Below are 23,154 nucleotides of genomic sequence, written 5' to 3' on the forward strand. Positions count from 1 at the left end.
TGATTCGGATGGTCGCGCTTCCCAGACGGGTGCGGTGACTCTACGATAGGACCATGGCACAGAAAGCGCTTTCCCATCCGGCCGCGCTCATCGACGGTGATCACCCCACCCGCTCCGTGCTGCGCCTCGTCGCCCGCCGTCCCTGGCGACTGACCTTCGCGATCACGGCCTTCGCGATCAAGGAGATCCCGCTCTGGTTCCTGCCGGTGATCACCGCCGCGATCATCGACGTCGTGGCGAGCGACGGCGATGTCACCGAGGTGCTGTGGTGGTTCGCGCTGGCCGCCGTGCTGCTGCTGCAGAACTACCCGAACCACATCATCTACACCCGCAACTTCATGACCGTGGTGCGAGACCTCGGTGCCGATCTCCGCAACGCCCTCACCGCGCGACTGCAGAGCCTCTCGATCGGGTACCACACGAGGATGAGCTCCTCGATCGTGCAGACGAAGGTGGTGCGCGACGTCGAGAACGTCGAGCTCATGCTGCAGCAGGTCACGCATCCGCTCCTGTCGTCGACCATGGTGATGCTCGGCGCACTCAGCATGACGGCGGTCACCGTGCCGCAGTTCCTTCCCGTGTACGCCCTCGCCGTGCCGATCGCGATCGGCATCCGCTACGGCATGCGCAATCGATCGCAGCGTCGCAACGAGGTCTTCCGGCGCGAGATCGAGACGCTGTCGGCCCGCGTCGGCGAGATGGCGTCGCTGATCCCGGTGACCCGCGCTCACGGGCTCGAGGAGACGGCGATCAACCGCGTCGCGGGCGGGGCGGATGGCGTGCGCCGCGCCGGACTCGACCTCGACCTGCTGAACGGCCGGGTGGCCTCGATCTCCTGGGTCGCGATGCAGCTGCTCGGCGTCGCCTGCCTCATGCTCGCCGCCGTGTGCGCGCTCACCGGCTTCCTCCCGATCACGCCGGGCGAGGTCGTGATGCTCTCGAGCTACTTCACGCTGCTGACCGGCGGGCTCACCCAGCTGCTCATGCTCATTCCCGTCGGCGCCCGCGGGCTCGAGTCGGTGCGCTCGATCGCCGAGGTGCTGCAGGAGCCCGACGTCGAGCAGAACTCCGGCAAGCGCGTCGTCTCGGCGGTCGCCGGCGAGATCGTGCTCGACTCTGCGACGCATCGCTACGCGGATGCCGACGACGACGCCCTGTTCGAGATCGATCTGCGGATCGCCCCCGGTGAGACGGTCGCCTTCGTGGGATCGTCGGGATCGGGCAAGTCGACCCTCCTGAACCTCGTGCTCGGATTCGTCCGTCCGACGAGCGGCCGCATCGTGCTCGACGGCGCCGACATGCAGGAGCTCGACCTGCGCACAGTGCGCCGGTCGATCTCGGTCGTGCCGCAGGAGTCGGTGCTGTTCGAGGGGTCGGTCTTCGACAACATCGCCTACGGCATGCCCGACGTCACGCCCGATCGCGTCGAACAGGCGCTGCGAGACGCCAACGCGTGGGAGTTCGTGAGCGAGCAGCCGCAGGGGTGGGACACGGTGGTCGGCGAGCGCGGAGCGCGCCTCTCGGGTGGTCAGCGCCAGCGTCTGGCGATCGCCCGCGCGCTCGTGCGCGATCCGCGGATCCTGCTGCTCGACGAGGCGACGAGCGCGCTCGACCCCGAGTCCGAGGGACTCGTCAAAGAGGCCCTCGAACGGCTCATGCGCGGTCGCACGACGCTCGTGGTCGCGCACCGGCTGTCGACGATCCGGCAGGCCGATCGCATCGTCGTGCTCGAGCACGGACGTATCGTCGAACAAGGCTCGCACGACGAGCTGCTCGCCGCCGACGGGCGATACGCCCGCCTGCACCTGGTGCAGAACGGCATCAGATGACCCCGGCTCAGCGTCCTGAGGAGGAACGATGACAACCGAGAAGACCCTTCGCGCGGCCCTGGTCGGCACCGGGGCGGTGGCGAACGCGCACGCCCGCGCAGTCGCCGCCTACTCGCGCGCCGAGCTCGTCGCCGTCGCCGACCTCAGCCGGGAGAAGGCGCAGGAGTTCGCCGACCGATACGGCATCGATGCCGCCTACGGCGACCTCGACGAGATGCTCGCCGCCGAGCACCCCGACGTCGTGCTCATCTGCACGCCGCCCGGGCCGCACCGTTCGCAGTCGCTCGCAGCCTTCGCAGCCGGCGCGCATGTGATCGTCGAGAAGCCGCCGGCACCGTCGCTCGACGAGCTCGACGAGATGCGCGCGGCGGCCGAGGCCGCGGGCAGGCAGCTGGCGGTCGTCTTCCAGCAGCGCACCGGCACGGCCGCGGCGCACGTGCGCGGGCTGCTGCAGAGCGGAGCCCTCGGCCGCCCGCTCGTCGCCGTGTGTCAGACGCTCTGGTTCCGTGACGCCGACTACTTCGCGGTGCCGTGGCGCGGCAAGTGGGAGACGGAGGGCGGCGGAACGACCCTGGGCCACGGCATCCACCAGATCGACCTGCTCGCTCACCTGCTGGGCGACTGGTCGTCGGTGCAGGGCAGGCTCTGGCGGCTCGACCGCGAGACCGAGACCGAGGACGTCTCGACCGCGACCATCGTCTTCGGCCAGGGAGTGGTCGCGCAGCTCGTCACCAGTGCCGTGTCGCCGCGAGAGACGAGCTCTATCCGCATCGACACCCAGAAGGCCACGGTCACGGTCGACCACGTCTACGGCCACGGTCATGAGAACTGGCGGATCACCCCGGCGCCCGGCTTCGAGTCGGAGGCCGAGGGATGGGCGTTCCCGGATGCCGAGGAGCGCAGCGACCACGAGCCGCTGCTGCGCGACGTGTTCGACGCTCTGCTGGAGGGCGCACCCCTGCCTCCTACCGCTGATGCACCCGCACGCTCGCTCGAGATCGTGGCGGCCATCTACGCCTCGGCCGCTGCAGACGGCACGGTGATCACCCCCGAGCTGCTGGGCTCGCACCCCACGCACCGGGCCGGCTTCGCGAGTCCGGTCACCGATCTCCGCAGATGAGAGAGCTCTACCGCGACCCCGTCTACGACGGAGCCACCGACCCGCGGGTCGTGGTCGACGCCGACGGGCTGTGGAGGATGTTCTACACCCAGCGTCGGGCGAGCCTCGCCGATGCGGGACCGGGGGTGTCGTGGGTGCACGGCAGCCGGATCGGGGTCGCGACATCGACCGACGGTCTGGACTGGCGCTACGACGGAACGCTCGAGCCCACGGCATCCGATCTCGTCCTCGAGCCCGGCCCGCCGCCCGCCGAGGTCGACCGCACGCACTGGGCCCCGGAGGTCTTCTGGGACGGTGCGCGCTGGCGGATGCATCTCACCGAGATCGACGGCATCCCCGACCGCTGGCCGGGGTTTGCTCGCGCCATCGTCGAGTACGTCTCCGACGACCTGCGGCACTGGTCGAGACGCGGCCCGCTCGTGCTGAGCAGCGATCGTGTGATCGATGCGGCCGTCGCGCGCACGCCCGACGGACTGTGGCGCCTCTGGTACAAGGATGAGGCGGCGGACTCGGTGACCATGGTCGCGTCATCGCCCGACCTCGTGGACTGGTCCCTCGACGGCGTCGCGATCGGAGGACGGCCGCACGAGGGGCCGACCGTGTTCGAGCTCGGCGGTCTCTGGTGGCTGATCGTGGACGAGTGGAGGGGGATGGGCGTCTATCGCTCCGACGACGGCACGCGCTGGACGCGTCAGGGTGATGCGGATGCCGTGATCCTCGCTGATCTGCCGACCGGAGGGGTCGGCAGTCACGGCGCGCAGGTGCGCGTCGGCGACGACCTGTGGTTCTACTTCTTCGCCGCCGCCGCGGAGCGGGCTCCGGCCCACGCTGCGACGGGCGAGCAGAGGCGATCCGCCGTGCATCGCGTGGGGCTCGAGGTCGAGGGCGGGAAGCTGATCGTGAGAGGATCGAAGACCCCGCGGTAATCGATGTAATCCCCGCCGCGAATTGCCGGTTGCGAAACGTTTCAATCTGGATTAGCGTGCAGGTAAGCGTTTTCCCCGCACGATGGAGATCGCATCCCGCACCACATGGACACAGGCGTTCCGCGGCCCTGCCGAACGAGGACGTTCATCAGAGAGGACAACGATGTTCAGCAAGAAGCGTCTGGCGGCCGCAGCGGCCGTCGCCACCAGCGCAGCGCTGGTACTCGCCGGCTGCGCCGGCGGAGGCAGCCCCGAGGGCGAGCCCACGTACGACCCCGACGAGAAGGTCACCCTCGACCTGGCGTTCTGGGGCAACGACGTCCGCGCCGATCTCTACAACCAGGCGATCGAGGCGTTCAACGAGGAGTACCCGAACATCACGGTGAACGCGACGTTCCTCGGGTTCCCGGAGTTCTGGGAGAAGCGCCAGACCGAGGCCGCCGGCGGCGGACTCCCCGACGTCATGCAGTTCGACTACTCGTACCTGCGTCAGTACTCGGAGAACGGCCTGCTGCTCGACCTCGAGCCCTACCTCGGCTCGGTCATCGACACCGAGCCGCTCTCCGAGAACATCCTCGGCATCGGCGTCGTCGATGACACGACCTACGGCATCACCACCTCGACCAACGCGTGGGGCGTCTTCACCAACCCCCAGCTGCTCGAGACCGCAGGCGTCGAGGAGTTCCCCGGGGGCGACTGGGAGGACTACGACGAGTGGATGGGCGAGATCACCGATGCCGGCGCGGGTGAGTTCTGGGGCGGGTCCGACTGGACGGGGCGCATCCAGAACTTCGAGCTGCAGCTGCGCAGCGAGGGCAAGAACCTGTTCGACGAAGACGGCACGCCCGGCTTCGACGAAGACCGTCTGAAGGAGTTCTGGGAGGCCGGAGACGACATCCGCGACGGAGTCGTCGTTCCGCAGCAGGTCGTCGAGGAGCTCAACCCCCTCACCGCGTTCGACGCCGCGAAGAACGCCAGCGAGCTGACGTGGGACAACTTCGGTGCGGGCTACCTCGCCAACCTCGGCGAGAGCTACACCGAGCTCGGCCTCGTCGCCCCGCCGGTCACGAAGGAGGGCGCGAAGGATCTGTACCTGAAGCCCTCGATGCTGCACACGATCTCGGCCAAGACCGAGCACCCGGAGGCGGCGGCGACGCTCGTCAACTTCCTGGTCAACTCGCCCGAGTCCGGCGAGATCTTCGGCACCAACCGTGGCCTCCCCGCATCCGCGACCGCTCTCGAGGCCGCAGAGCTCGATCCCATGAGCCAGCTCGTCAAGGACTACGAGGAGTCGATCGCCGACCGCCTCGGCGACGCTCCGCCCGTGCCGATCGTCGGCTACGGCACCCTCGAGGAGAAGTTCCGGGTGCTGGGCACCGAGCTGAACTTCGGCACCACGACGGTCGACGAGGCCGTGACGCAGTTCTTCTCCGAGATGGACGTCGTCCTCAACCAGTGATCCCGTCGGTGGGCCGGGTGGCATCCGCCCGGCCCACCGCATCCCATCCACTTCGGAAGGAGCTGTCATGAGCACGACGGCGACCAGGACGATCGTCACGGGCAAGAAGTCCGGGCGAGGGCGGGCGCTGCGCAGCGGCCGCCGCCCCGAGAACGAACTCGCGCGGCCGGGCCAGCGCGCACGTCTGCGGCGTGAGACGGCGACCGGCTATGCGTTCCTCACCCCGTGGCTCATCGGCTTCTTCGGTCTCACTGCCGTGCCGATGATCTACTCCCTGTACCTCTCCTTCACGAAGTACAACATCTTCCAGCCGCCCAAGTGGATCGGGCTGGACAACTACATCCGACTCTTCACGAGCGACCCGAACTTCATCCAGTCGGCGCAGATCACCCTCGTCTACGTCTTCATCGGCACTCCGATCACCCTCGCGGCCGCCCTCGGCGTCGCGATGCTCCTGAACTACCGCGACAAGGGCGCCGGCTTCTTCCGCTCCGCCTTCTACGCGCCGTCCCTCATCGGCGGCTCGGTCTCGGTCGCCATCGTGTGGCGGGCCATGTTCTCCTCCGACGGTCCGGTCGACAGCGGTCTGCAGATCTTCGGCGTGGATCTCGGCGGATGGATCGGCAACCCGAGCCTCGTGCTCCCGATGATGATCCTGCTCGCCGTCTGGCAGTTCGGAGCCACGATGGTGATCTTCCTCGCGGGTCTCAAGCAGATCCCCAAGGAGCTGTACGAGGCCGCAGAGATGGACGGCGCGAACGCCTACCGTCGGTTCCGCGCGGTGACGATCCCGATGCTCTCCCCGGTGATGTTCTTCAACCTGCTGCTCGGTCTCATCGGCGCGTTCCAGGTGTTCGCCTCGGCGTACATCATCTCGAACGGCACCGGCGGCCCCGCCGGCATGACGAACTTCATCACCGTGTACCTGTACAAGCGAGGGTTCTCCGACGGACAGATGGGCTACGCGGCCGCGATCGCGTGGGTCCTGCTCGTCGTCGTCGCGATCATCGCCTTCATCCTCTTCCGCACTCAGAGGTCGTGGGTGCACTACTCGGGAGACGACAAATGAGCACCTCCAATCAGGCGACCACGTCCGGCGCCGCATCCACTCCGGTCTTCGCCGCGCAGCAGACGACGCCCGTCGGTCCGCCCGCCCCGCGTCGCCGCATCAAGCGCAAGACCTGGCAGACCGTCATCTGGTTCATCGGTCTCCTCGTGCTCACCGCGGTGGTGCTCTACCCGCTGCTGTGGCTGTTCCTGTCGACGTTCAAGCCGAACTCCGAGTTCGGTCAGAACCCCGGTCTGCTGCCGCAGGCGCCGACGCTCGACAACTACGGCAAGGTCATGGAGGGCATCGCCGGAGTGCCGATGTGGCGCTTCTTCCTGAACTCGCTGATCCTCGCGGTCTCGGCCGTCGTCGGCACGGTGCTCTCGTCGGCGCTCGCCGCCTACGCCTTCGCACGAGTGCAGTTCAAGGGACTCGGCGTGCTGTTCGCCGCGATGATCGGCACGCTGCTGCTGCCTTTCCACGTCGTGATCATCCCGCAGTACATCATCTTCAACCAGCTCGGATGGGTCGACACCTTCATCCCGCTGATCCTGCCGAAGTTCCTCGCCACCGAGGCGTTCTTCGTCTTCCTTCTCGTGCAGTTCATCCGCCAGATGCCCCGCGACATGGATGAAGCGGCGCGCATCGACGGAGCAGGCCACCTGCGGATCTTCTGGTCGATCATCCTGCCGCTCATCAAGCCCGCCCTGATCACCTGCGCGATCTTCTCGTTCATCTGGGCGTGGAACGACTTCCTCGGCCCGCTGCTCTACCTGACGAGCCCCGAGAACTACCCGCTGCCGATCGCGCTGCGCCTCTACAACGACCAGACCTCGTCGTCCGACTACGGCGCGACGGTCACGGCGTCGTTCGTGGCGCTCGTGCCGGTGCTGCTGTTCTTCGTGGTCTTCCAGCGCTTCCTCGTCGACGGAGTCGCCACGCAGGGACTGAAAGGCTAGTCATGTCGGTCATCAACGCAGAGCGTCGGGCGCACCGGGCGGCGAAACGAGAGGCACGGTCGGGCGCCGGCCCGACGGTCGCCGGTGTCGAGCCCGGGGTCAACCCCGGAGCAACCGCCAAGTTCGGTCTGTTCGGCGAGGTGCTCACGGTCGGGCTGCTGATGACGATCATCGCCCTCGGCGTCGTCACGCTGCCGATCGCCCTGGCTGCCGGCATCCGTCACCTGCGTCGTTTCGTCGCCGCGGAGGACTCGCGCACGGCCCTGTTCTGGGACGACGTGCGCACCGGCATCCTGCCCTCGCTCCGCGTCGGGGTGCCGGCTGCGCTGATCGCCGCCGTGCTCACGGTCGACGTCGTGCTCGCGGGCTCGGGCGCACTGCCCGGTGGCGAGTTCATCGCGGTCATCGGCTGGGCGGGGCTGCTCGCTCTCGCGGTCGCCGTGCTGCTCGCCGCCGGCGCCTGGTCGCCGACGACCGGGTGGACCGCCGCGGTCCGCGCGGTGCCGGGGATGATCACAGCGGATGCCGCCGGAGCCGCATACATCGCGGCCGCGGCCGTCTTCACCGGCGTCGTGACCTGGGCGCTCGCGCCCCTGTTCATCGCGGGCATCGGCTGCGCGGCGCTCGCCGTCGTCGCGGTTCCCGGGCGTCGCCGGCGCGGAGTTCACCCCGCGGAATGAGAAGGTAGTCGTGGCGCACGCGCGGACGGACGGAGGCAGGCCATGGCGGTAGGGGTGAAGGACGTGGCGGCTGCGGCCGGCGTCTCGGTCGGCACCGTCTCGAACGTGCTCAATCAGCCCGAGCGCGTGTCCGCCAAGACGGTCGAGCGCGTGCAGCGGGTGATCCAGGAACTCGGCTTCGTGCGCAACGACGCCGCCAGGCAGCTGCGCGCAGGTCGCAGCCGCAGCATCGGACTCGTCGTGCCCGACATCGGCAACCCGTTCTTCGCCGAGGTCGTGCGCGGCGCGGAGGACCGGGCAGCGGATGCCGGCATGACGGTGCTGCTCGGCAACAGCGACGAGCGAGACGAGCGCCAGGTCGCGCACCTCGAGCTCTTCCAGGAGCAGCGGGTCAACGGCGTGCTACTCACACCCGCCACCGACGACCTCTCGGCCGTGCATCGATTCGCCGCAGGCGGCATGCCGGTGATCCTCGTCGACCGCGAGGTGGAGGAGGGGCTGCTGCCGTCGGTCTCGGTCGATGACGTCGAAGGCGGACGCCTGGCTGCCGATCACCTGCTGGCTTCGGGACGTCGCCGGCTGGCATTCGTCGGAGGACCGCAGTCGGTGCAGCAGGTCGCCGATCGTCTGCGCGGCGTGCAGGCGGCGGTCGCCGCTCACCCCGATGTCACTCTCGAGATCTTCGAGCAGTCCGCGCTCACGGTGCTCCAGGGCAGGGCTGCGGGCGAGGCCATCGCGGCGCGTGGGCCCGAATCGCGCCCGGATGCCGTCTTCGCCGCGAACGACCTGCTCGCCGTCGGGCTGCTGCAGGCGTTCAGCTTCGGCTCCGGCATCCGTGTGCCCCAGGACATCGCCATGGTCGGGTACGACGACATCGACTTCGCCTCGGCGACCGTCGTGCCTTTGAGTTCGGTGCGCCAGCCCGCCAGGCTGCTCGGCTGGACCGGCGTCGACCTGCTGTTGAAGGAGCTCGACGGGGTCGAGCACGACCGTCGCGTGCGGTTCCAGCCCGAACTCGTGGTGCGTGAGTCCAGCGCCGGCTGAGGGATCGTCTCGAGTCACGCGCCGTCACCCGTGCCGTGTGCATGACCGGAGCACGGATGCGGGAGCATCCGTCGGTTCTCGTCCTGCAGATGTGCTTTCGTCCTGCAGGCGGCCCGGCCGAGGACCCTGAGCCCCGATTCGTTCCAGCCACGGGAACCCGTTATGATTGCAAGGTGCATCCGCTCTTCACGGTTCGGATGCCTGGAGACGTCGCATAGTCCGGCCGAGTGCACCACCCTGCTAAGGTGGAGTCCCCTCACGGGGACCAGGGGTTCAAATCCCCTCGTCTCCGCAGAAAGAATCCCTGCCTCGGCAGGGATTTTCTGTTCTCAGGCGCTGACTCCGAGTTCCTGAGCCGCGATGGCATCCGCGAGGTACGACGCCGTGGTGCTTCCGCTCGCGGAGGCGACGGAACGCGGAGTTCCCTGCGCCACGACAGTGCCGCCGAGCTCTCCGGCTCCCGGTCCCATGTCGATCACCCAGTCGGCCTGTGCGACCACGCGCATGTCGTGCTCGACCATCACGACCGTGTTGCCGGCGTCGACGAGATGCTGAAGATGGACGAGCAGCCGATCGGTGTCCGACGGATGCAGTCCTGAGGTGGGCTCATCGAGCAGGTAGAGGGTGTCGCCGTGCTGGGCGCGCCGCAGTTCGGACGCCAGCTTCACGCGCTGCGCCTCGCCGCCGGAGAGCTCGGTCGCCGACTGGCCCAGCGGCAGATACCCGAGCCCCACGTCGAGGAGGGCATCGAGGTGTCGCGCGACGTCGGCATCGTCCTCGAAGAGGACACGCGCGTCGTTCACGCTCAGGGCGAGGACGTCGGCGATGGTGTGCCCGTGGAGCTCGATCTCGAGGGTCTCCGGGTTGTAGCGCGTGCCGCCGCAGGTGCCGCAGGGGGCGTGGACGGTGGGGAGGAAGAGCAGCTCGACCTCGACCGTGCCCTCGCCCTTGCAGGTGGGGCATCGCCCGCTCGCCAGGTTGAACGAGAAGCGGCTCGCGGCGTAGCGCCTCCGACGTGCTTCCGGTGTCGCGGCGAACAGCGCGCGGACGCGGTCGAAGAGCCCGGTGTACGTCGCCACGTTCGATCGAGAGGTGCGGCCGATCGGCTTCTGACTGACCTGCACCACGCGTCGCACGCGGTCGGCGGGGCCGGAGGCGCGACCCGTCGTGTGGGCGATCGGTGCGGAGAACAGCGGATCAGCTGCTGCGCTGCCCTGCTCTTCCCTCGTCGACGTGTCGGTCGACGAGCCGTCCACCTCGCTGGAGAGGCTGCTCTGCAGCAGGTCGGGCAGGGCCTGGGTGACGAGAGACGACTTGCCCGAACCGGAGACGCCCGTGACGGCGGTGAGGCAGCCGAGGGGGATCGACACCGAGACGCTGCGGAGATTGTTCCGCGAGACGTCGACGAGCACGAGTTCGGCATCGGGCTCGCGAGGGGCCCGCGGCTGTGCCGTCGGCTGCTCGGCCCGCAGGTCGTCGGCGAACAGATATCGTCTCGTCTGGGAGCGCTCCGCGTCCCGCAGCCCGTCGATCGGGCCGGAATAGACGATCTCACCGCCGGTGGATCCCGCTCCGGGGCCGATGTCGACGATCCAGTCCGCATGCCGGATCACGTCGAGGGAGTGCTCGACGAAGAAGACCGTGTTTCCGGAGTCTCGCAACGAGCGGAGGATGCGCACGAGCGCTTCGCCGTCGGCGGGGTGGAGGCCGGCAGACGGCTCGTCGAGCACGAACATGACCCCGAACAGCTGTGACAGCACCTGGGTCGCGAGCCGCATACGCTGCAGCTCACCCGACGAGAGCGTCGGGGTCGAGCGATCCAGCGAGAGGTAGCCCAGACCGAGCTCGATGATGGGGGAGATCCGATCGCGCAGCTCGTCGACCAGCCGGTGCGCCGCGAGCTTCTTCTCGGGTGGGAGCGCTTCGCCACCGGCACCGGGGGCATCCGTTCCGTTGCCGGAGGAGTCGAGTGCCGTCTCGAGGAGTGCCTCGAGGTCCGCGAGTGGCATCGCGGCCATCTCTGTGATGTCGAGACCGGCGAACGTCACGGCGAGCGCCTCGGGCTTCAGGCGGCGTCCGTCGCACATCGGGCAGCGGACGCTGACCATGAAGCTCGCCGCCTTCTCGCGCATCTTCGCGCTCTTCGAGTTGGCGAAGGTGTTGAGCACGTACTGCCTCACGCCGACGAACGTGCTCATGTACGAGGGCTCGATGCCGGCCGCGACGGCTTTGCGCACCTGCGCCGGGCCGCGGTCGGTGAACACCGGAACCTGAGGCGACTCCTCGGTGTAGAGCACCCACTGACGCTGCTTCTCAGGCAGATCGCGCCACGGGATGTCGATGTCGTAGCCGAGCGATATCAGGCTGTCGATGAGCTGCTTGCCGTGCCAGGCGCGCGGCCAGGCGTCGAGCGCACGGTCGCGGATCGACAGCGACTCGTCGGGGACCATGAGGTGCAGCGGCACGTCGTACACCTGCCCGATCCCGTGGCAGCGCGGGCACGCGCCCTGCACGGTGTTCGCGGAGAAGTCCTCGGCGAACAGCGGCTCCGCCCCACGGGGGTACGTGCCCACTCGCGAGAACAGCATGCGGATGACGTTGCCGATCGACGTGGCGCTGCCGACGGTCGATCGGGCGCTTCCCGCGGTGCGCTGCTGGGGGAGGGCCACCGCCGGAGGCAGCCCGCCGATGGCGTCGACGTCGGGGATGTCGACCTGGCTCATCAGGCGCCTCGCGTAGGGCGCCACCGACTCGAAGTACCGACGCTGCGCCTCGGCGTACAACGTGCCGAATGCGAGGGAGCTCTTGCCCGAGCCGGAGACGCCGGTGAAGGCCACGAGGGCGTCGCGGGGTATCGCGACGCTCACGTCGCGAAGATTGTGCACCCGTGCTCCGGTCACGACGATGGCGTTCGACGTGCCGGACAGCTTCGACGGTGGGGTCCCGCCCATCATGGACCTCTTCTCGTTTCCCGCGGGGAGCGGGGGTGAATGCGATGATCGCCGTCTCTCCGTCACGCTACCCCGACCGTCGGACTTCGTCGGTGTGGTTGACAGCGGTCGGTCGGGCCTGCGAGCGCGGACACCCGTATGCCGGCGCAGCATGCATCGGAGTCCTGGTCCCGCTGTGCGAGAAAGCGCTATCCTGAAGCTCTTCCCGCCTCGGATCCAGGAGCGTCCCTCATGCCCATCGCCGCCGATGACCCCCGCCTGACGCATGCCTACGAGGCTGCGGCCACCCGCTACACCGACGTGCCGTTCCAGCGCGCAGGCTCCAGCGGGGTGAAGCTGCCGAAGGTGTCGCTCGGACTCTGGCAGAACTTCGGTCGCGACCGCACCTTCGACAGTCAGCGCGAGATCGTGCTGCACGCGTTCGACCGCGGTGTCGTGCACATCGACCTCGCGAACAACTACGGTCCGCCGTACGGGTCCGCCGAGTCGACGTTCGGCGCCGTTCTCGACAGCGGGCTCGCCCGCTACCGAGACGAGCTGTTCGTCACGACCAAGGCCGGCTACGACATGTGGCCGGGGCCGTTCGGCGACGGCGGATCGCGCAAGTACCTCATGCGCTCGCTCGAGCAGAGTCTGCAGCGCATGAACACCGACTACGTCGACGTGTTCTACTCGCACCGCCCCGACCCCGAGACCCCGCTGGAGGAGACGGTCGCGGCGCTCGCCGACATCGTGCGCAGCGGCAAGGCGCTGTACGTGGGCATCTCGAACTACCCGGCCGAGCTGGCGCGTCGCGCGTATCAGCTGCTCGCGGATCAGGGCGTGAGGCTGCTGTTGCACCAGCCGCGGTACTCACTGTTCGACCGCACTCCCGAGGCCGAGCTGTTCCCGGCGCTGCGCGAGCTGGAGATCGGCAGCGCCGTGTTCTCGCCGCTCGCGCAGGGCCTGCTCACCGGCAAGTACATCGATGGTGACGTCCCGGCCGACTCGCGTGCCGCGAACAGCCATTTCCTGAACGGGTCCGCGCTCACCGACAGCTACCTCGAGCGCATCCGCGGCATCGATCGCGTCGCGAAGGACGCGGGCCTCTCGATTCCCCAGCTCGCCGTCGCGTGGGTGCTGCGGGACTCCGTGGTGACCACCGCGATCATCGGTGCATCGCGCACGGGCCAGATCGACGACGCGGTGGCGGCCAGCCAGGTCGAGCTCTCCGACGACGTCGTCACCGCTCTCGAGGAGTTCGCTGCGGCGCCCGGCGCCAGCGTCGTCTGACTTTTTCCCTGGCGCTGCGTAATATTCCGGGCGGCAGCGAGTCTGTCTAGTGGGGCCCCTGTCACAGGGGGCGTACACAACGGACCTGGGGAGCACCAATGACCATCGCCTACGCGGATCCACGGACGCACCACTGGACCCATCGCGGTGCCGTGCCGCTGCCCGAACTTGCCTTCCAGCACATACTCGGGGCGATCCTGCGGGGGGACTATCGGTCGGGCGACACGCTCAACACGATGCGCTTCGCCCGAGAGCTCGACATGTCGCTCAACCCGATCCGCGAAGCGATCATCCGGCTGCGCGACATCGGACTGGTCGAGGTCACTCCCGCGCGCTACACCAAGGTCGCGGACCTCACCGCACGCGAGTCGCGTGCCGCCATCAGCTACGCCGGCGTGCTCGCGGGGACGGCGCTCCGCACGGCACTGCCCACGGCCGCGGAAGGCGTCCGCTCCGATCTCGCGGCGTATGCCGAGGAGATCGGTCGCGCGCAGGCCGCAGCCGACCGCGACGCCGCGGCCATCGCGTTCCTCACCGCCGTCGACGACCTCGTGCGGCATCCGCGACAGGCGATGCACCTGGTCGAGGCCACGATCCTCGCTCAATGCGCGCTGCAGTTCTCCGAGACTGTACCCGGAGACGACGCGACACCCGGGCTGGTCGCTGCGGCCGAAGCCGTCGCCCACGCGATCCGTGCGGAAGATCCGGATGCCGTCGAAGGGGCCGTCCGCGCGCTCTTCGAGCACCTCGCCTAGGCGGCCTCCCCGCCTGACCCGTCGCTAGAGTCGGATGCATGACTGCGACGACGGTGTTGTTCATCGGTGGAACCGGAATCATCTCCTCGGCGGCGAGTGCGCTCGCGGCGTCCCGGGGGATCGAGGTCACTCTGCTGAATCGCGGACAGTCGCAGCGCGAGCCCGCTGACGGCGTCGAGGTGCTGACGGCGGATGTGTCGGATGCGGCAGCGGTCGACGCCGCCCTCGCCGGTCGTGAGTTCGATGTCGTCGCCGACATGATCGCCTTCACGCCGGATCAGGTGCAGCGGGACATCGACCGCTTCGAGGGCCGGACGGGACAGTACGTCTTCATCAGTTCGGCATCCGCCTACCAGAAGCCGGTCTCTCGTCTTCCGATCACCGAGTCCACACCGCTGCGCAATCCGTACTGGCAGTACTCGCGCGACAAGATCGCCTGCGAGGACCTGCTGACCGCGGCGTACCGGGATCGCGGATTCCCGGTCACGGTGCTGCGGCCTTCGCACACCTACGACAAGTGGACGATCCCGGCGTTCGGAGGGTGGACGGCGATCGACCGCATCCGCCGGGGTGAGGAGATCATCGTCCACGGCGACGGCACGTCGCTGTGGACGCTCACGCACTCGAGCGACTTCGCGGTCGGCTTCGCGGGGCTGCTCGGCAACCCGCTCGCCTACGGCGACACCTTCCAGATCACGAGCGACTTCGTCTACACCTGGAACGAGATCTACGCGATCCTCGGTCGCGCGGCGGGAGCAGAGCCGAAGATCCGGTACGCCACGAGTGCGGCGATCGAGGATGCCGCACCCGACCGCGCCGGGCAGCTCACGGGTGACATGGCGCACTCCGTCGTCTTCGACAACACCAAGGTCCGCCGCCTCGTGCCGGACTTCGCCCCGCTCGTGCCACTGCACACCGCGGCGCGCGAGATCATCGACTGGCACGACGCGCATCCCGAGCTGCAGCGAGTCGACCCGGCCGTGAACAAGCTCTTCGACTCGCTCCTCGCCTGAGAGCGGCGCTCAGCCGGCGGCGAGCACGGCGAGGACGTTGCCGGCGGGGTCCGTGAACCAGGCGATGTCGGGCCCTCGATCGGGACCGCCTCGCAGGATGCCCTTCTCATCGGTGGCGAACTCCGAGTCGTCGTAGATCTTGGTCACGACGCCCCGCTCGTTGAGCTCGTCGACGGCTGCTTCGACGTCGTCCACCGGGAAGTTCAGGATCGTGAAGCTCGCGGGCTCATGGTTCGGCTTGCCGTAGACGAGGATCGATCCGCCGTCGGGCAGGCTGATGTCGAGGAACCCCATGGCATTGGTGGTGACGTCCATGCCGAGGGTGTCGCCGTAGAAGGAGCGGGCGGCGTCGATGTCGTCGACGCTGAACCCGCTGAACGCGTGTGTGGTCTGAAAGGCGGTCATGCCCTCAGCATGCGCCGCTCGCCCCGCGGTGTCCAGACCCTAGGGGTGCACCTGGTTGAGGAGATCATCGCCCGCGAGGAGGCGGGTCACGTTCTGGTCGACCAGGCGTGCCGCTCCGACCGGACGGTTGCCGGCGATGTGAGGGGTGATGAGCAGGTTCGGTGCGTCCCACAGCACGTCGGATGCCGGAAGCGGCTCGGACTTCGCGACATCGATCGCCGCGGCGCGCAGCTGTCCCGACTCCAGCGCCGCGATCAGCGCAGCCTCGTCGACGGTCACACCGCGACCGACGTTCACGAACACCGCGCCTGGCTTGAGCGCGAGGAAGAGCTCGGCGTCGAACAGGTCGGCGGTCTCGTCGGTGGCGGGCAGGATCGAGACGAGCACGTCGGTGTCAGCCAGCACGGCGGCTGCATCGGCATCCGAGTGCACCCGATACCCGGATCGCTCTCCGGCGGTGCGGGCGATGCCCTGCACCTCCGCGCCGAGTGCGGTGAGGAACGGCGCGAGCGTCGAGGCGATCGAACCGAATCCCCAGATGGTCACGCGGGCGCCGGACAGCGTGTAGAGCGCGCGAGTGGGCGCGGCGCTCTGCTCCTCGTTGAACGCCTCGTCCCAGACGTGCTCGCGCTGAGCGTCGCGCAGCCGGTCGAGACGTCGAACGGCGCTCAGGATCAGGGTCAGCGCATGCTCGGCGACGGGTCCGTCATGCAGCGAGCGACCGGAGCAGATGCGCACGTCGGCGCCGAACCCGGCGTTGAGAACCGCATCCGCGCCGGAGGCGAGGGCCTGGACGAGACGCAGGCGGGGCAGTGCGCGGGCGGCTTCCCGGAGCCACGACGAGGAGTTGTGCCAGACGACGAGCGCTTCGGCGTCACGGTGCTCGGCGGGAATCTCGGCGTCGATGTCGTAGACGACGGTCTCGACGTCTGCGGTCACCGGCAGCTCGATGGTGTTCGGGATCAGGATCTTCATGTGCGCCTCCAGGTCTCGGCGGTCAGTGGTGAGAATCGGTCGACTCGCGCCAGATGACGGTCAGCAGACCGTCGGGCTTCATCGGCTCATCGCCGCCGCGGACGGCTGCGATCAGACGGTGCATCGAGTAGGCGCCCAGTCTCTCGCGGTCCTGCGACACGCTCGTCAGCGACGGCACGAGGAACGCGCTCTGGGGGTGATCGTCCCACCCCGTGACGGCGACGTCGTCGGGCAGCGTCCATCCGCGTCGTGTCGCCGCTCGGATGGCTCCGGTCGCGATCACGTCGTTGGCGGCGATCACGGCGAGCGGCGGTGCGTCTGCGGGCAGCCTGTCGACGGCGGCCTCGCCGGCGCTGCCGCTCCATTCCTCTCCGAACACACCGAGCGACTCGAGTCCGAGACGCTCGATCGCTTCGAGGTAGGCCGCGCGACGGGCTCGTGCCGACGGGAAGTCGTCGGGGCCGGCCAGATGCACGAATCTCCGATGTCCCTGTGCTGCGAGGCGTTCGATCATCTCGGTGATGGGTCGGGAATCGGTGAAAGCGCCGGTCATGTGCATCGCGTCGTCGAACTCGCCGACCGAGAGCACGACGGGGCCGTCGGCGGGGGAGTCGGTGGCGGGCAGCGGCGTGAACGCGAGCACGCCCTCGTACTGCCCCGACCCGATGAGATCGGCGAGGCGATCGTCGCGCGCGGTCGCCTCCTCGGGCAGGCTCACCACCTCCACGACGTAGCCTGCCTCGCGCGCGGCGGAGATCGCGCCGGAGAGCAGAGTGAGCGGATTCATCGTGGCGATCGGCACGACGACGGCGAGGCGGCCGGTGCGCTGGGTGCGCATGGACCGGGCGGCCAGGTTGGGTCGGTAGTTCAGCTCGGATGCTGCGCGAAGCACCCGCTCGCGCGTCGCCTCGGAGATCCCCGGCCGCCCGGTGAAGACGAAAGAGACGGTGGACTGCGAGACCCCGGCGAGGTGGGCGACGTCGTGGCTGGTCGGGCGTTTCTCCACGGCATCCTCCTTTCCGGGCTTGACGTGGCGGGTGTCTGTCTCGATAGTATCTACTACGTCTTAGTAATACGTAGTAACACCTCATCGGGGAGGCAGCGAATGCTCAGGATCGGCATCATCGGCACCGGCGGGATCGCCGACGCGCACATCAGCGGATACCTCGCCTTCGCGGGCGACTGCGAGATCGCCGCGCTCGCCGACGTCATCCCCGGGCGGGCCGCGCAGAAGGCCGAGGCGTTCGGGCTCACGCGGGCGGCGACGTTCGATGATCCGCTCGCGATGATCGCCTCGGGTCTCGTCGACCTGGTGAGCATCGCGACCCCGCCGTCGACGCACGCCTCGCTCGCGACCGCTGCGCTCGATGCCGGCATCCACGTGCTGGTCGAGAAGCCCATGGCTCCGTCCCTCGAGGAGTGCGATGCGATGCTCGCCGCGCAGGAGCGTTCGGGCCGTGTGCTGTCCGTCGTCGCGCAGAACCGATTCCGCGACGATCTCGCCGCGCTGAAGGAGGTCGTCGACTCGGGTCTGCTCGGATCGATCTCGCACGTCCGGGTCGACTCGGCGTGGTGGCGTGGGCTGCCGTACTACGACCTCTGGTGGCGCGGCACTTGGGAGAAAGAGGGGGGCGGCTGCACACTGAACCACGCCATCCACCACATCGACCTGCTGCTGTGGCTGCTCGGACGCCCGGCCGAGATCACGGCCATGCTCGCCAACGCGCAGCACGACAACGCCGAGGTCGAGGATCTCTCGGTCGCCATCTTCCGCTACGAACGGGGGCTCGCGCAGCTGACCAGCTCCGTGGTGCACCACGGGGAGGAGCAGGCGATCGTGATCCAGGGGGCGAACGCCCGGGTGTCCCAGCCGTTCTCCGTCGTCGCCGAGCAGTCCCGCCGCGACGGATTTCCCGCTGACGGCGGAGACCCCGAGGCCGTCGCACGCATCGAGGAGCTCGTCGCCGGCCGCGCCCCGCTCGCCCACCTCGGGCATGAGGGCCAGATCGGCGACCTGCTCAGCGCGATCCGTGACGGGAGAGTCCCGATCGCCGGCGGACAGGACGGCCGCGATGCGGTCGAGGTGGTGACCGCGATCTACAAGTCCGGCTTCGAGCGCCAGTTCGTCTCGCTGCCGATCACGGCATCCGATCCCTACTATCGGGCGGGACAGCTGGTCGCGAACGCCCCGCATTTCTTCGAGAAGACCGCGTCGCTCGTGGAGGCGGCGTCGTGACCGCATCCTCGTTCCCCGGCGGCACATCGCTGTCGCACCTCGACGTCTACCCGGATGCCGCGCCGGACGGCATCTGCGGCGGCAGCCCTCACATGCACCTCGTCTCGACCGAGGCCTATGTCGTGATCTCCGGTGAGGGAGCCCTGCAGACGATCGACGCCGCCGGGTTCCATGAGACCCCGCTGAGGTCGGGGTCCGTCGTCTGGTTCACCCCTGGCACCATCCACCGTGCCGTGAACGGCGGCGACCTGCGGGTCGTCGTGCTGATGAGCGACGCCGGACTCCCCGAGGCGGGTGATGCGGTGATGACGTTCCCCGCCGAGATCGTGGGCGACCCCGACGCGTATGCGGCGGCGGCCTCGCTCGGAGACGATGCAGATGAACGCGCCGAGCGAGCGGCCCGACGACGCGATCTCGCCGTGACGGGATTCGAGACGCTGCGGGATGCCGTCTCGGGTGGTGATCACGGCGCGCTCCGCGCGTTCCATGCCGCCGCCGGTGTGCTCGTACGCCACCGCGCCGAGGCGTGGGGCGACCTCGTGCGCCAGGGTCCGCTGGCTCAGGCCGAGCGCTCGGTGGCGCTCGCCGATGCCGTGGCATCCGGTTCGGTGGCGCACCTGGCCGATGCTCGCGTGCACGAAGCCGTACCCTCGGGGGGAGACCGCGGATTCGGCATGTGCGGACGCCTGCGCACCTATGACATGAACCACGAGGAGACCCGGCGATGACCCGCACCTACACCTTCGATCCGCTCCCCGAACCTGTCGTCGCACCCGGCGAGTTCGTCTTCGCCGCGATCGGACTGGATCACGGTCACATCGTCGGCATGGTCGAGCAGCTGATCGAGGCCGGCGCGACCCTTTCGCTGGTCTTCGATGAGGACCCGGTGAAGATCGCCGACTTCCTCGAACGCTTCCCGCAGGCGCGTGCCGCCGCGAGCGAGCAGGAGGTGCTCGACGACTCGGAGGTGCGGCTCGTCGCCAGTGCATCGATCGCGAATCGGCGGGCTCCACTCGGCGTGCGCGTGCTCGACGCGGGCAAGGACTTCTTCGCCGACAAACCCGCCATCACGACGATGCACGACCTCGATGCCGCTCGAGAGGCCGTCGAGCGCACCGGGCGGAAGTTCGCCGTGTACTACGGCGAGCGCGTGCATTCCGAGGCGGCGATCCTCGCCGGCCAGCTGATCGATCGGGGCGCGATCGGCACCGTGCTGCAGGTCGCGTCATTCGGCCCCCATCGCATCGGCACGGGGCGGCCCGACTGGTTCTACGACCCCGAGCAGTACGGCGGCATCATCTGCGACATCGGCAGTCACAACTTCGAGCAGATGCTGTACTACACGGGCGCGACGACCGGCGAGATCGTGAGCTCGACCGTCGCCAACTACGCGCACCCCGACACTCCGGGCCTGCAGGACTTCGGAGACGCCCACGTCGTGCTCGACAACGGCACCACCGGCTACGTGCGCGTCGACTGGTTCACCCCGGCGGGGCTCGACGTCTTCGGCGACGGTCGCACCGTGCTGCTCGGCACCGACGGATACATCGAATTGCGCAAGTACACCGACATCACGACCGACAACGGCGGCGGACAGGTGCTGCTCGTCGATCAGGACGGACAGTTCCGCTTCGACGCGACAGGGAAGACGGGGTTCCCCTTCTTCGGCCAGCTGATCCGCGACTGCATCGACCGCACCGAGCACGCGATGACACAGGCGCACGCCTTCACGGCGGCGGAGCTGAGCATCATCGCCCAGCGGGACGCCAGGGTGCTGGCCGGCTGACGGCATCCGCCTCGCTCGTGTGCTCGGTCGTTCGGTCGCCCGCTCGGGAGGAGAACTGCGCTTCGGGAGGACGGATGCGGCGAATTCGTCCTCCCGACAAGGAGATCTCCTCCCGGCGGGGTGCGTTCCGGCGGGATCAGCCGACGAGCTGTGATGCCTGCCGGGCGGCGCCGAGCGCGACGTACTCGCCGGGCTCGGGCACCTCGACCGGCAGGCCGAGGATCTCCGGCGCGATGCGACGCACGGCCTCCGACTGCGCTCCGCCGCCGATCAGCAGGGCGCGTTCGAGCGGGATGCCGAGATCGCGCAGTGCATCGAGCCCGGCGCCGAGTCCTCGGAGCATCCCCTCGACGGCGGCGCGGGCGAGGTTCTCCCTCGTCGTCGAGGCGAGTGTCATCCCCGAGAGGGAGGCCGTGGCATCCGGCAGATTCGGGGTGCGCTCGCCCTCGAAGTAGGGGAGCAGAGTGAGGCCGCCCGCGCCGGGGGCGGCCCGCAGCGCGAGGTCGCTGAACTCGCTGTGCGTGACCCCGAGCAGCGCAGCGGTCACATCGACCACCCGCGCGGCGTTGAGCGTGGCGACGAGAGGCAGGAAGTTGCCCGAGGCATCGGCGAAGCCCGCGACGGTCCCGGTCGGGTCACTCAGAGGAGTGGTGCTGATGGCGCAGACCGTGCCCGAGGTGCCGATCGACACGACCACATCACCCGGCACGGCGCCGAGTCCGAGCGCGGCGGCCGCGTTGTCACCCGCTCCCGCACCGACGCGCCGGTCGTCGGCATCCGTCACCCACTCGTCGTGGGCGAGCACCCGGGGGAGGGTCGCGTCATGGCCGAGCGCCGCCACCAGCAGCTCGCGGTCATAGTCGCCCGTCGACGGGTTCCAGTATCCGGTGCCGGAGGCGTCGGACCGATCGGTCACCAGCTCGTCGAGCACGGGGTTGTCGGGTCCGAACCCGCGTAGACGCCACGTCAGCCAGTCGTGCGGCAGAGCGACGGCGGCGACCCGTGCCGCGTTGTCCGGTTCGTGGTCGCGCAGCCAGCGCAGCTTGGTGATCGTGAACGAGGCGACGGGCACGAGGCCGGTGCGGTCGGCGAGTTCCGACGCACCGAACTCGCCGATCAGATCCTGCGCCGCACCGGCGGAACGTGTGTCGTTCCACAGCAGCGCGTCGCGGATCACCGCGCCCGACTCGTCGAGCGCGACGAGGCCGTGCTGCTGCCCGCCGATCGACCACGCGGCGATGTCGCCGAGCGACCCCGCCTCCGCGATCGCGGCGTTCAGCGCCTGCCACCAGGCTTCGGGGTCGACCGACGTCCCCTCCGGGTGCGACGCGCGACCGGAGCGGACGACCGCCCCGGTCGACGTGTCGACGACGACGACCTTGCACGACTGGGTCGACGAGTCGACCCCGAGAACCAGTGGCATGACGATCAGCGAGCGCCGAGCAGGTGCTCGGTCGCGAGCTGCTGCAGCCGGACGAACCCGAAGCCCTTGCCGCCGAAGTACGAGTTCGCGTCGAAGTCCTCGTATGCCGAGCGATCGGCGAGGAAGTCGTCGTAGCTCTCTCCGGGGTTGAGGGTCGGCGTCGAGAGCTCGTCGACGCGGGCGGCGGCGAGCGCCTCCTGCACCTCGGGGTCGGCGCGGAATGCGGCCGCCCGCTCCTTGAGCAGCAGGTACGTGCGCATGTTCGCGGCGGCCGACTCCCACACGCCCTTCTCGTCTTCGGTGCGGCTCGGCTTGTAGTCGAAGTGACGGGGGCCGTCGTAGGCGGGCACTCCACCGGGGCCGCCGTTCTCGAGCAGATCGACGAGCGAGAAGGCGTTGTGCAGGTCGCCGTGTCCGAAGACGAGGTCCTGGTCGTACTTGATGCCGCGCTGGCCGTTGAGATCGATGTGGAAGAGCTTGCCGTGGAACAGCGCCTGAGCGATGCCCGCGGTGAAGTTGAGTCCTGCCATCTGCTCGTGCCCGACCTCGGGGTTCACGCCGACGAGCTCAGGGCGCTCGAGCGAGTCGATGAAGGCGATGGCGTGGCCCAGCGTCGGCAGCAGGATGTCGCCGCGCGGCTCGTTGGGCTTCGGCTCGATCGCGAAGCGGATGTCGTAGCCCTTGTCGGTGACGTAGTCGCCGAGCAGGTTGACGGCCTCGCGGTAGCGCTCGAGCGCCTGGCGGATGTCCTTGGCGGAGTCGTACTCGGCACCCTCGCGGCCACCCCACATGACGAAGGTCTTGGCCCCGAGCTCGGCACCGAGATCGAGCTGACGGAACACCTTGCGGAGTGCATAGCGGCGCACGTCGCGGTCGTTCGAGGTGAAACCGCCGTCCTTGAAGATCGGCGCGCTGAAGAGGTTGGTGGTGACCATCGGCACGACGAGGCCGGTGTCGGAGAGCGCACCCTTCAGGCGGTCGATCTGAGTCTGGCGCTCGGCATCGGTCGAGCCGAAGGCGAACAGGTCGTCGTCGTGGAAGGTCAGGCCGTACGCGCCGAGCTCGGCGAGCTTCTCGACGGCGTGCACCACGTCGAGCGCCGGGCGCGTGGGGCCGCCGAACGGGTCGGCGCCGTTGTAGCCGACGGTCCACAGGCCGAAGGAGAACTTGTCGTCACGGGTGGGGGTGGTCATGGCTGCTCCTGTGCAGGTCATCGAATAAGTTGTGATTCACAACATATCTCATGACAGAAGGTGCGTCCACCCCCTACAGT

The 23,154-nt window shown here is 68.8% G+C and carries 20 protein-coding genes and 1 tRNA gene; 15 read left to right on the forward strand and 6 right to left on the reverse strand.

The features are described from left to right. The first annotated feature begins 53 nt into the window (after positions 1-53). The 9 genes from AB0P11_RS03060 to AB0P11_RS03100 all read left to right on the forward strand — a co-directional run bounded on the left by AB0P11_RS03060 (position 54) and on the right by AB0P11_RS03100 (position 9,357). A complete protein-coding gene (locus AB0P11_RS03060) occupies positions 54-1,829 on the forward strand; it encodes an ABC transporter ATP-binding protein (RefSeq protein ID WP_056276833.1) in 1,776 nt (591 codons plus the stop codon). A 28-nt stretch (positions 1,830-1,857) separates the two neighbouring features. Further along, entirely contained in the window at positions 1,858-2,949 is a 1,092-nt protein-coding gene (locus AB0P11_RS03065; protein ID WP_363519631.1) for a Gfo/Idh/MocA family oxidoreductase, read from the forward strand. Further along, a complete protein-coding gene (locus AB0P11_RS03070) occupies positions 2,946-3,875 on the forward strand; it encodes a hypothetical protein (protein WP_363519634.1) in 930 nt (309 codons plus the stop codon). Before AB0P11_RS03065 ends, AB0P11_RS03070 begins: the two co-directional genes overlap by 4 nt. A 163-nt stretch (positions 3,876-4,038) precedes the next feature. Continuing rightward, positions 4,039-5,334, forward strand: a complete 1,296-nt coding sequence (locus AB0P11_RS03075; protein WP_363519637.1) for an extracellular solute-binding protein — start codon at positions 4,039-4,041, stop codon at positions 5,332-5,334. A gap of 67 nt (positions 5,335-5,401) precedes the next feature. After that, positions 5,402-6,403: a sugar ABC transporter permease gene (locus AB0P11_RS03080; protein WP_053098763.1), complete on the forward strand. Its 1,002-nt coding sequence runs from the start codon at positions 5,402-5,404 to the stop codon at positions 6,401-6,403. Further along, positions 6,400-7,341 (forward strand): carbohydrate ABC transporter permease, encoded by a 942-nt coding sequence (locus tag AB0P11_RS03085; protein WP_053098764.1) that lies wholly within the window; start codon positions 6,400-6,402, stop codon positions 7,339-7,341. Before AB0P11_RS03080 ends, AB0P11_RS03085 begins: the two co-directional genes overlap by 4 nt. 2 nt (positions 7,342-7,343) lie before the next feature. Beyond that, positions 7,344-8,021: a hypothetical protein gene (locus tag AB0P11_RS03090; RefSeq protein WP_056276843.1), complete on the forward strand. Its 678-nt coding sequence runs from the start codon at positions 7,344-7,346 to the stop codon at positions 8,019-8,021. A gap of 42 nt (positions 8,022-8,063) precedes the next feature. Beyond that, positions 8,064-9,065, forward strand: coding sequence for a LacI family DNA-binding transcriptional regulator (locus AB0P11_RS03095; RefSeq protein ID WP_056276845.1), 1,002 nt, complete (start codon positions 8,064-8,066; stop codon positions 9,063-9,065). Positions 9,066-9,268: 203 nt separating this feature from the next. Beyond that, positions 9,269-9,357, forward strand: a tRNA-Ser gene (locus AB0P11_RS03100). Between the two features lie 37 nt (positions 9,358-9,394). Here the strand turns inward: AB0P11_RS03100 and AB0P11_RS03105 are convergent. Further along, a complete protein-coding gene (locus tag AB0P11_RS03105) occupies positions 9,395-12,019 on the reverse strand; it encodes an excinuclease ABC subunit UvrA (RefSeq protein WP_200955154.1) in 2,625 nt (874 codons plus the stop codon). Positions 12,020-12,247: 228 nt separating this feature from the next. On the opposite strand from AB0P11_RS03105, the gene AB0P11_RS03110 reads away from it, so the two are divergent. From AB0P11_RS03110 to AB0P11_RS03120, 3 genes are all read left to right on the forward strand, one after another. Beyond that, positions 12,248-13,288, forward strand: coding sequence for an aldo/keto reductase (locus tag AB0P11_RS03110; RefSeq protein WP_363519643.1), 1,041 nt, complete (start codon positions 12,248-12,250; stop codon positions 13,286-13,288). Positions 13,289-13,386: 98 nt separating this feature from the next. Then, positions 13,387-14,043, forward strand: a complete 657-nt coding sequence (locus tag AB0P11_RS03115) for a GntR family transcriptional regulator (protein WP_363519646.1) — start codon at positions 13,387-13,389, stop codon at positions 14,041-14,043. A gap of 38 nt (positions 14,044-14,081) precedes the next feature. Next, positions 14,082-15,056, forward strand: a complete 975-nt coding sequence (locus AB0P11_RS03120) for an NAD-dependent epimerase/dehydratase family protein (RefSeq protein WP_363519649.1) — start codon at positions 14,082-14,084, stop codon at positions 15,054-15,056. A 9-nt stretch (positions 15,057-15,065) separates the two neighbouring features. On the opposite strand, the gene AB0P11_RS03125 is transcribed toward AB0P11_RS03120, so the two are convergent. Genes AB0P11_RS03125 through AB0P11_RS03135 form a run of 3 tightly spaced genes read right to left on the reverse strand, consistent with a single transcriptional unit; the run spans position 15,066 to position 17,442 of the window. Beyond that, positions 15,066-15,461 carry a VOC family protein gene (locus tag AB0P11_RS03125; protein ID WP_053098770.1) on the reverse strand — a complete coding sequence of 132 codons (396 nt, stop codon included), beginning with the start codon at positions 15,459-15,461 and terminating at the stop codon, positions 15,066-15,068. 39 nt (positions 15,462-15,500) lie between these two features. Then, a complete protein-coding gene (locus tag AB0P11_RS03130) occupies positions 15,501-16,436 on the reverse strand; it encodes an NAD(P)-dependent oxidoreductase (RefSeq protein WP_056276856.1) in 936 nt (311 codons plus the stop codon). A 22-nt stretch (positions 16,437-16,458) separates the two neighbouring features. After that, positions 16,459-17,442: a LacI family DNA-binding transcriptional regulator gene (locus AB0P11_RS03135; protein WP_363519653.1), complete on the reverse strand. Its 984-nt coding sequence runs from the start codon at positions 17,440-17,442 to the stop codon at positions 16,459-16,461. A 99-nt stretch (positions 17,443-17,541) separates the two neighbouring features. On the opposite strand from AB0P11_RS03135, the gene AB0P11_RS03140 reads away from it, so the two are divergent. The 3 genes from AB0P11_RS03140 to AB0P11_RS03150 are packed head-to-tail and all read left to right on the forward strand — an operon-like array spanning position 17,542 to position 20,458. Further along, a complete protein-coding gene (locus AB0P11_RS03140) occupies positions 17,542-18,672 on the forward strand; it encodes a Gfo/Idh/MocA family oxidoreductase (protein WP_363519655.1) in 1,131 nt (376 codons plus the stop codon). Beyond that, the gene (locus AB0P11_RS03145; RefSeq protein WP_157538080.1) at positions 18,669-19,400 is read left to right on the forward strand and encodes a cupin domain-containing protein; all 732 of its coding nucleotides are present in this window, start codon (positions 18,669-18,671) and stop codon (positions 19,398-19,400) included. Before AB0P11_RS03140 ends, AB0P11_RS03145 begins: the two co-directional genes overlap by 4 nt. Beyond that, complete coding sequence (locus tag AB0P11_RS03150; RefSeq protein WP_363519660.1) at positions 19,397-20,458, forward strand: Gfo/Idh/MocA family oxidoreductase; 1,062 nt, start codon at positions 19,397-19,399, stop codon at positions 20,456-20,458. Before AB0P11_RS03145 ends, AB0P11_RS03150 begins: the two co-directional genes overlap by 4 nt. 136 nt (positions 20,459-20,594) lie before the next feature. Here the strand turns inward: AB0P11_RS03150 and xylB are convergent, their stop codons facing one another. Further along, the gene (gene xylB / locus AB0P11_RS03155) at positions 20,595-21,881 is read right to left on the reverse strand and encodes a xylulokinase (RefSeq protein WP_056276869.1); all 1,287 of its coding nucleotides are present in this window, start codon (positions 21,879-21,881) and stop codon (positions 20,595-20,597) included. 5 nt (positions 21,882-21,886) lie between these two features. Next, positions 21,887-23,074 (reverse strand): xylose isomerase, encoded by a 1,188-nt coding sequence (xylA, locus tag AB0P11_RS03160; protein WP_056276871.1) that lies wholly within the window; start codon positions 23,072-23,074, stop codon positions 21,887-21,889. Positions 23,075-23,154: the final 80 nt, after the last annotated feature.

It is taken from the genome of Microbacterium sp. NPDC079176 (assembly GCF_040686675.1).
Lineage (GTDB): Bacteria > Actinomycetota > Actinomycetes > Actinomycetales > Microbacteriaceae > Microbacterium.

Bases quoted from the DNA above. Each gene is read 5' to 3' on its own strand.
- AB0P11_RS03080 (WP_053098763.1), top strand. From the start codon at position 5,402: ATGAGCACGACGGCGACCAGGACGATCGTCACGGGCAAGAAGTCCGGG.
- AB0P11_RS03075 (WP_363519637.1), top strand. From the start codon at position 4,039: ATGTTCAGCAAGAAGCGTCTGGCGGCCGCAGCGGCCGTCGCCACCAGC.
- AB0P11_RS03130 (WP_056276856.1), bottom strand. From the start codon at position 16,436: ATGAAGATCCTGATCCCGAACACCATCGAGCTGCCGGTGACCGCAGAC.
- AB0P11_RS03060 (WP_056276833.1), top strand. From the start codon at position 54: ATGGCACAGAAAGCGCTTTCCCATCCGGCCGCGCTCATCGACGGTGAT.
- AB0P11_RS03070 (WP_363519634.1), top strand. From the start codon at position 2,946: ATGAGAGAGCTCTACCGCGACCCCGTCTACGACGGAGCCACCGACCCG.
- AB0P11_RS03095 (WP_056276845.1), top strand. From the start codon at position 8,064: ATGGCGGTAGGGGTGAAGGACGTGGCGGCTGCGGCCGGCGTCTCGGTC.
- AB0P11_RS03120 (WP_363519649.1), top strand. From the start codon at position 14,082: ATGACTGCGACGACGGTGTTGTTCATCGGTGGAACCGGAATCATCTCC.
- AB0P11_RS03105 (WP_200955154.1), bottom strand. From the start codon at position 12,019: ATGATGGGCGGGACCCCACCGTCGAAGCTGTCCGGCACGTCGAACGCC.
- AB0P11_RS03065 (WP_363519631.1), top strand. From the start codon at position 1,858: ATGACAACCGAGAAGACCCTTCGCGCGGCCCTGGTCGGCACCGGGGCG.
- xylB (WP_056276869.1), bottom strand. From the start codon at position 21,881: ATGCCACTGGTTCTCGGGGTCGACTCGTCGACCCAGTCGTGCAAGGTC.
- xylA (WP_056276871.1), bottom strand. From the start codon at position 23,074: ATGACCACCCCCACCCGTGACGACAAGTTCTCCTTCGGCCTGTGGACC.
- AB0P11_RS03150 (WP_363519660.1), top strand. From the start codon at position 19,397: ATGACCCGCACCTACACCTTCGATCCGCTCCCCGAACCTGTCGTCGCA.
- AB0P11_RS03110 (WP_363519643.1), top strand. From the start codon at position 12,248: ATGCCCATCGCCGCCGATGACCCCCGCCTGACGCATGCCTACGAGGCT.
- AB0P11_RS03090 (WP_056276843.1), top strand. From the start codon at position 7,344: ATGTCGGTCATCAACGCAGAGCGTCGGGCGCACCGGGCGGCGAAACGA.
- AB0P11_RS03085 (WP_053098764.1), top strand. From the start codon at position 6,400: ATGAGCACCTCCAATCAGGCGACCACGTCCGGCGCCGCATCCACTCCG.
- AB0P11_RS03125 (WP_053098770.1), bottom strand. From the start codon at position 15,461: ATGACCGCCTTTCAGACCACACACGCGTTCAGCGGGTTCAGCGTCGAC.
- AB0P11_RS03115 (WP_363519646.1), top strand. From the start codon at position 13,387: ATGACCATCGCCTACGCGGATCCACGGACGCACCACTGGACCCATCGC.
- AB0P11_RS03140 (WP_363519655.1), top strand. From the start codon at position 17,542: ATGCTCAGGATCGGCATCATCGGCACCGGCGGGATCGCCGACGCGCAC.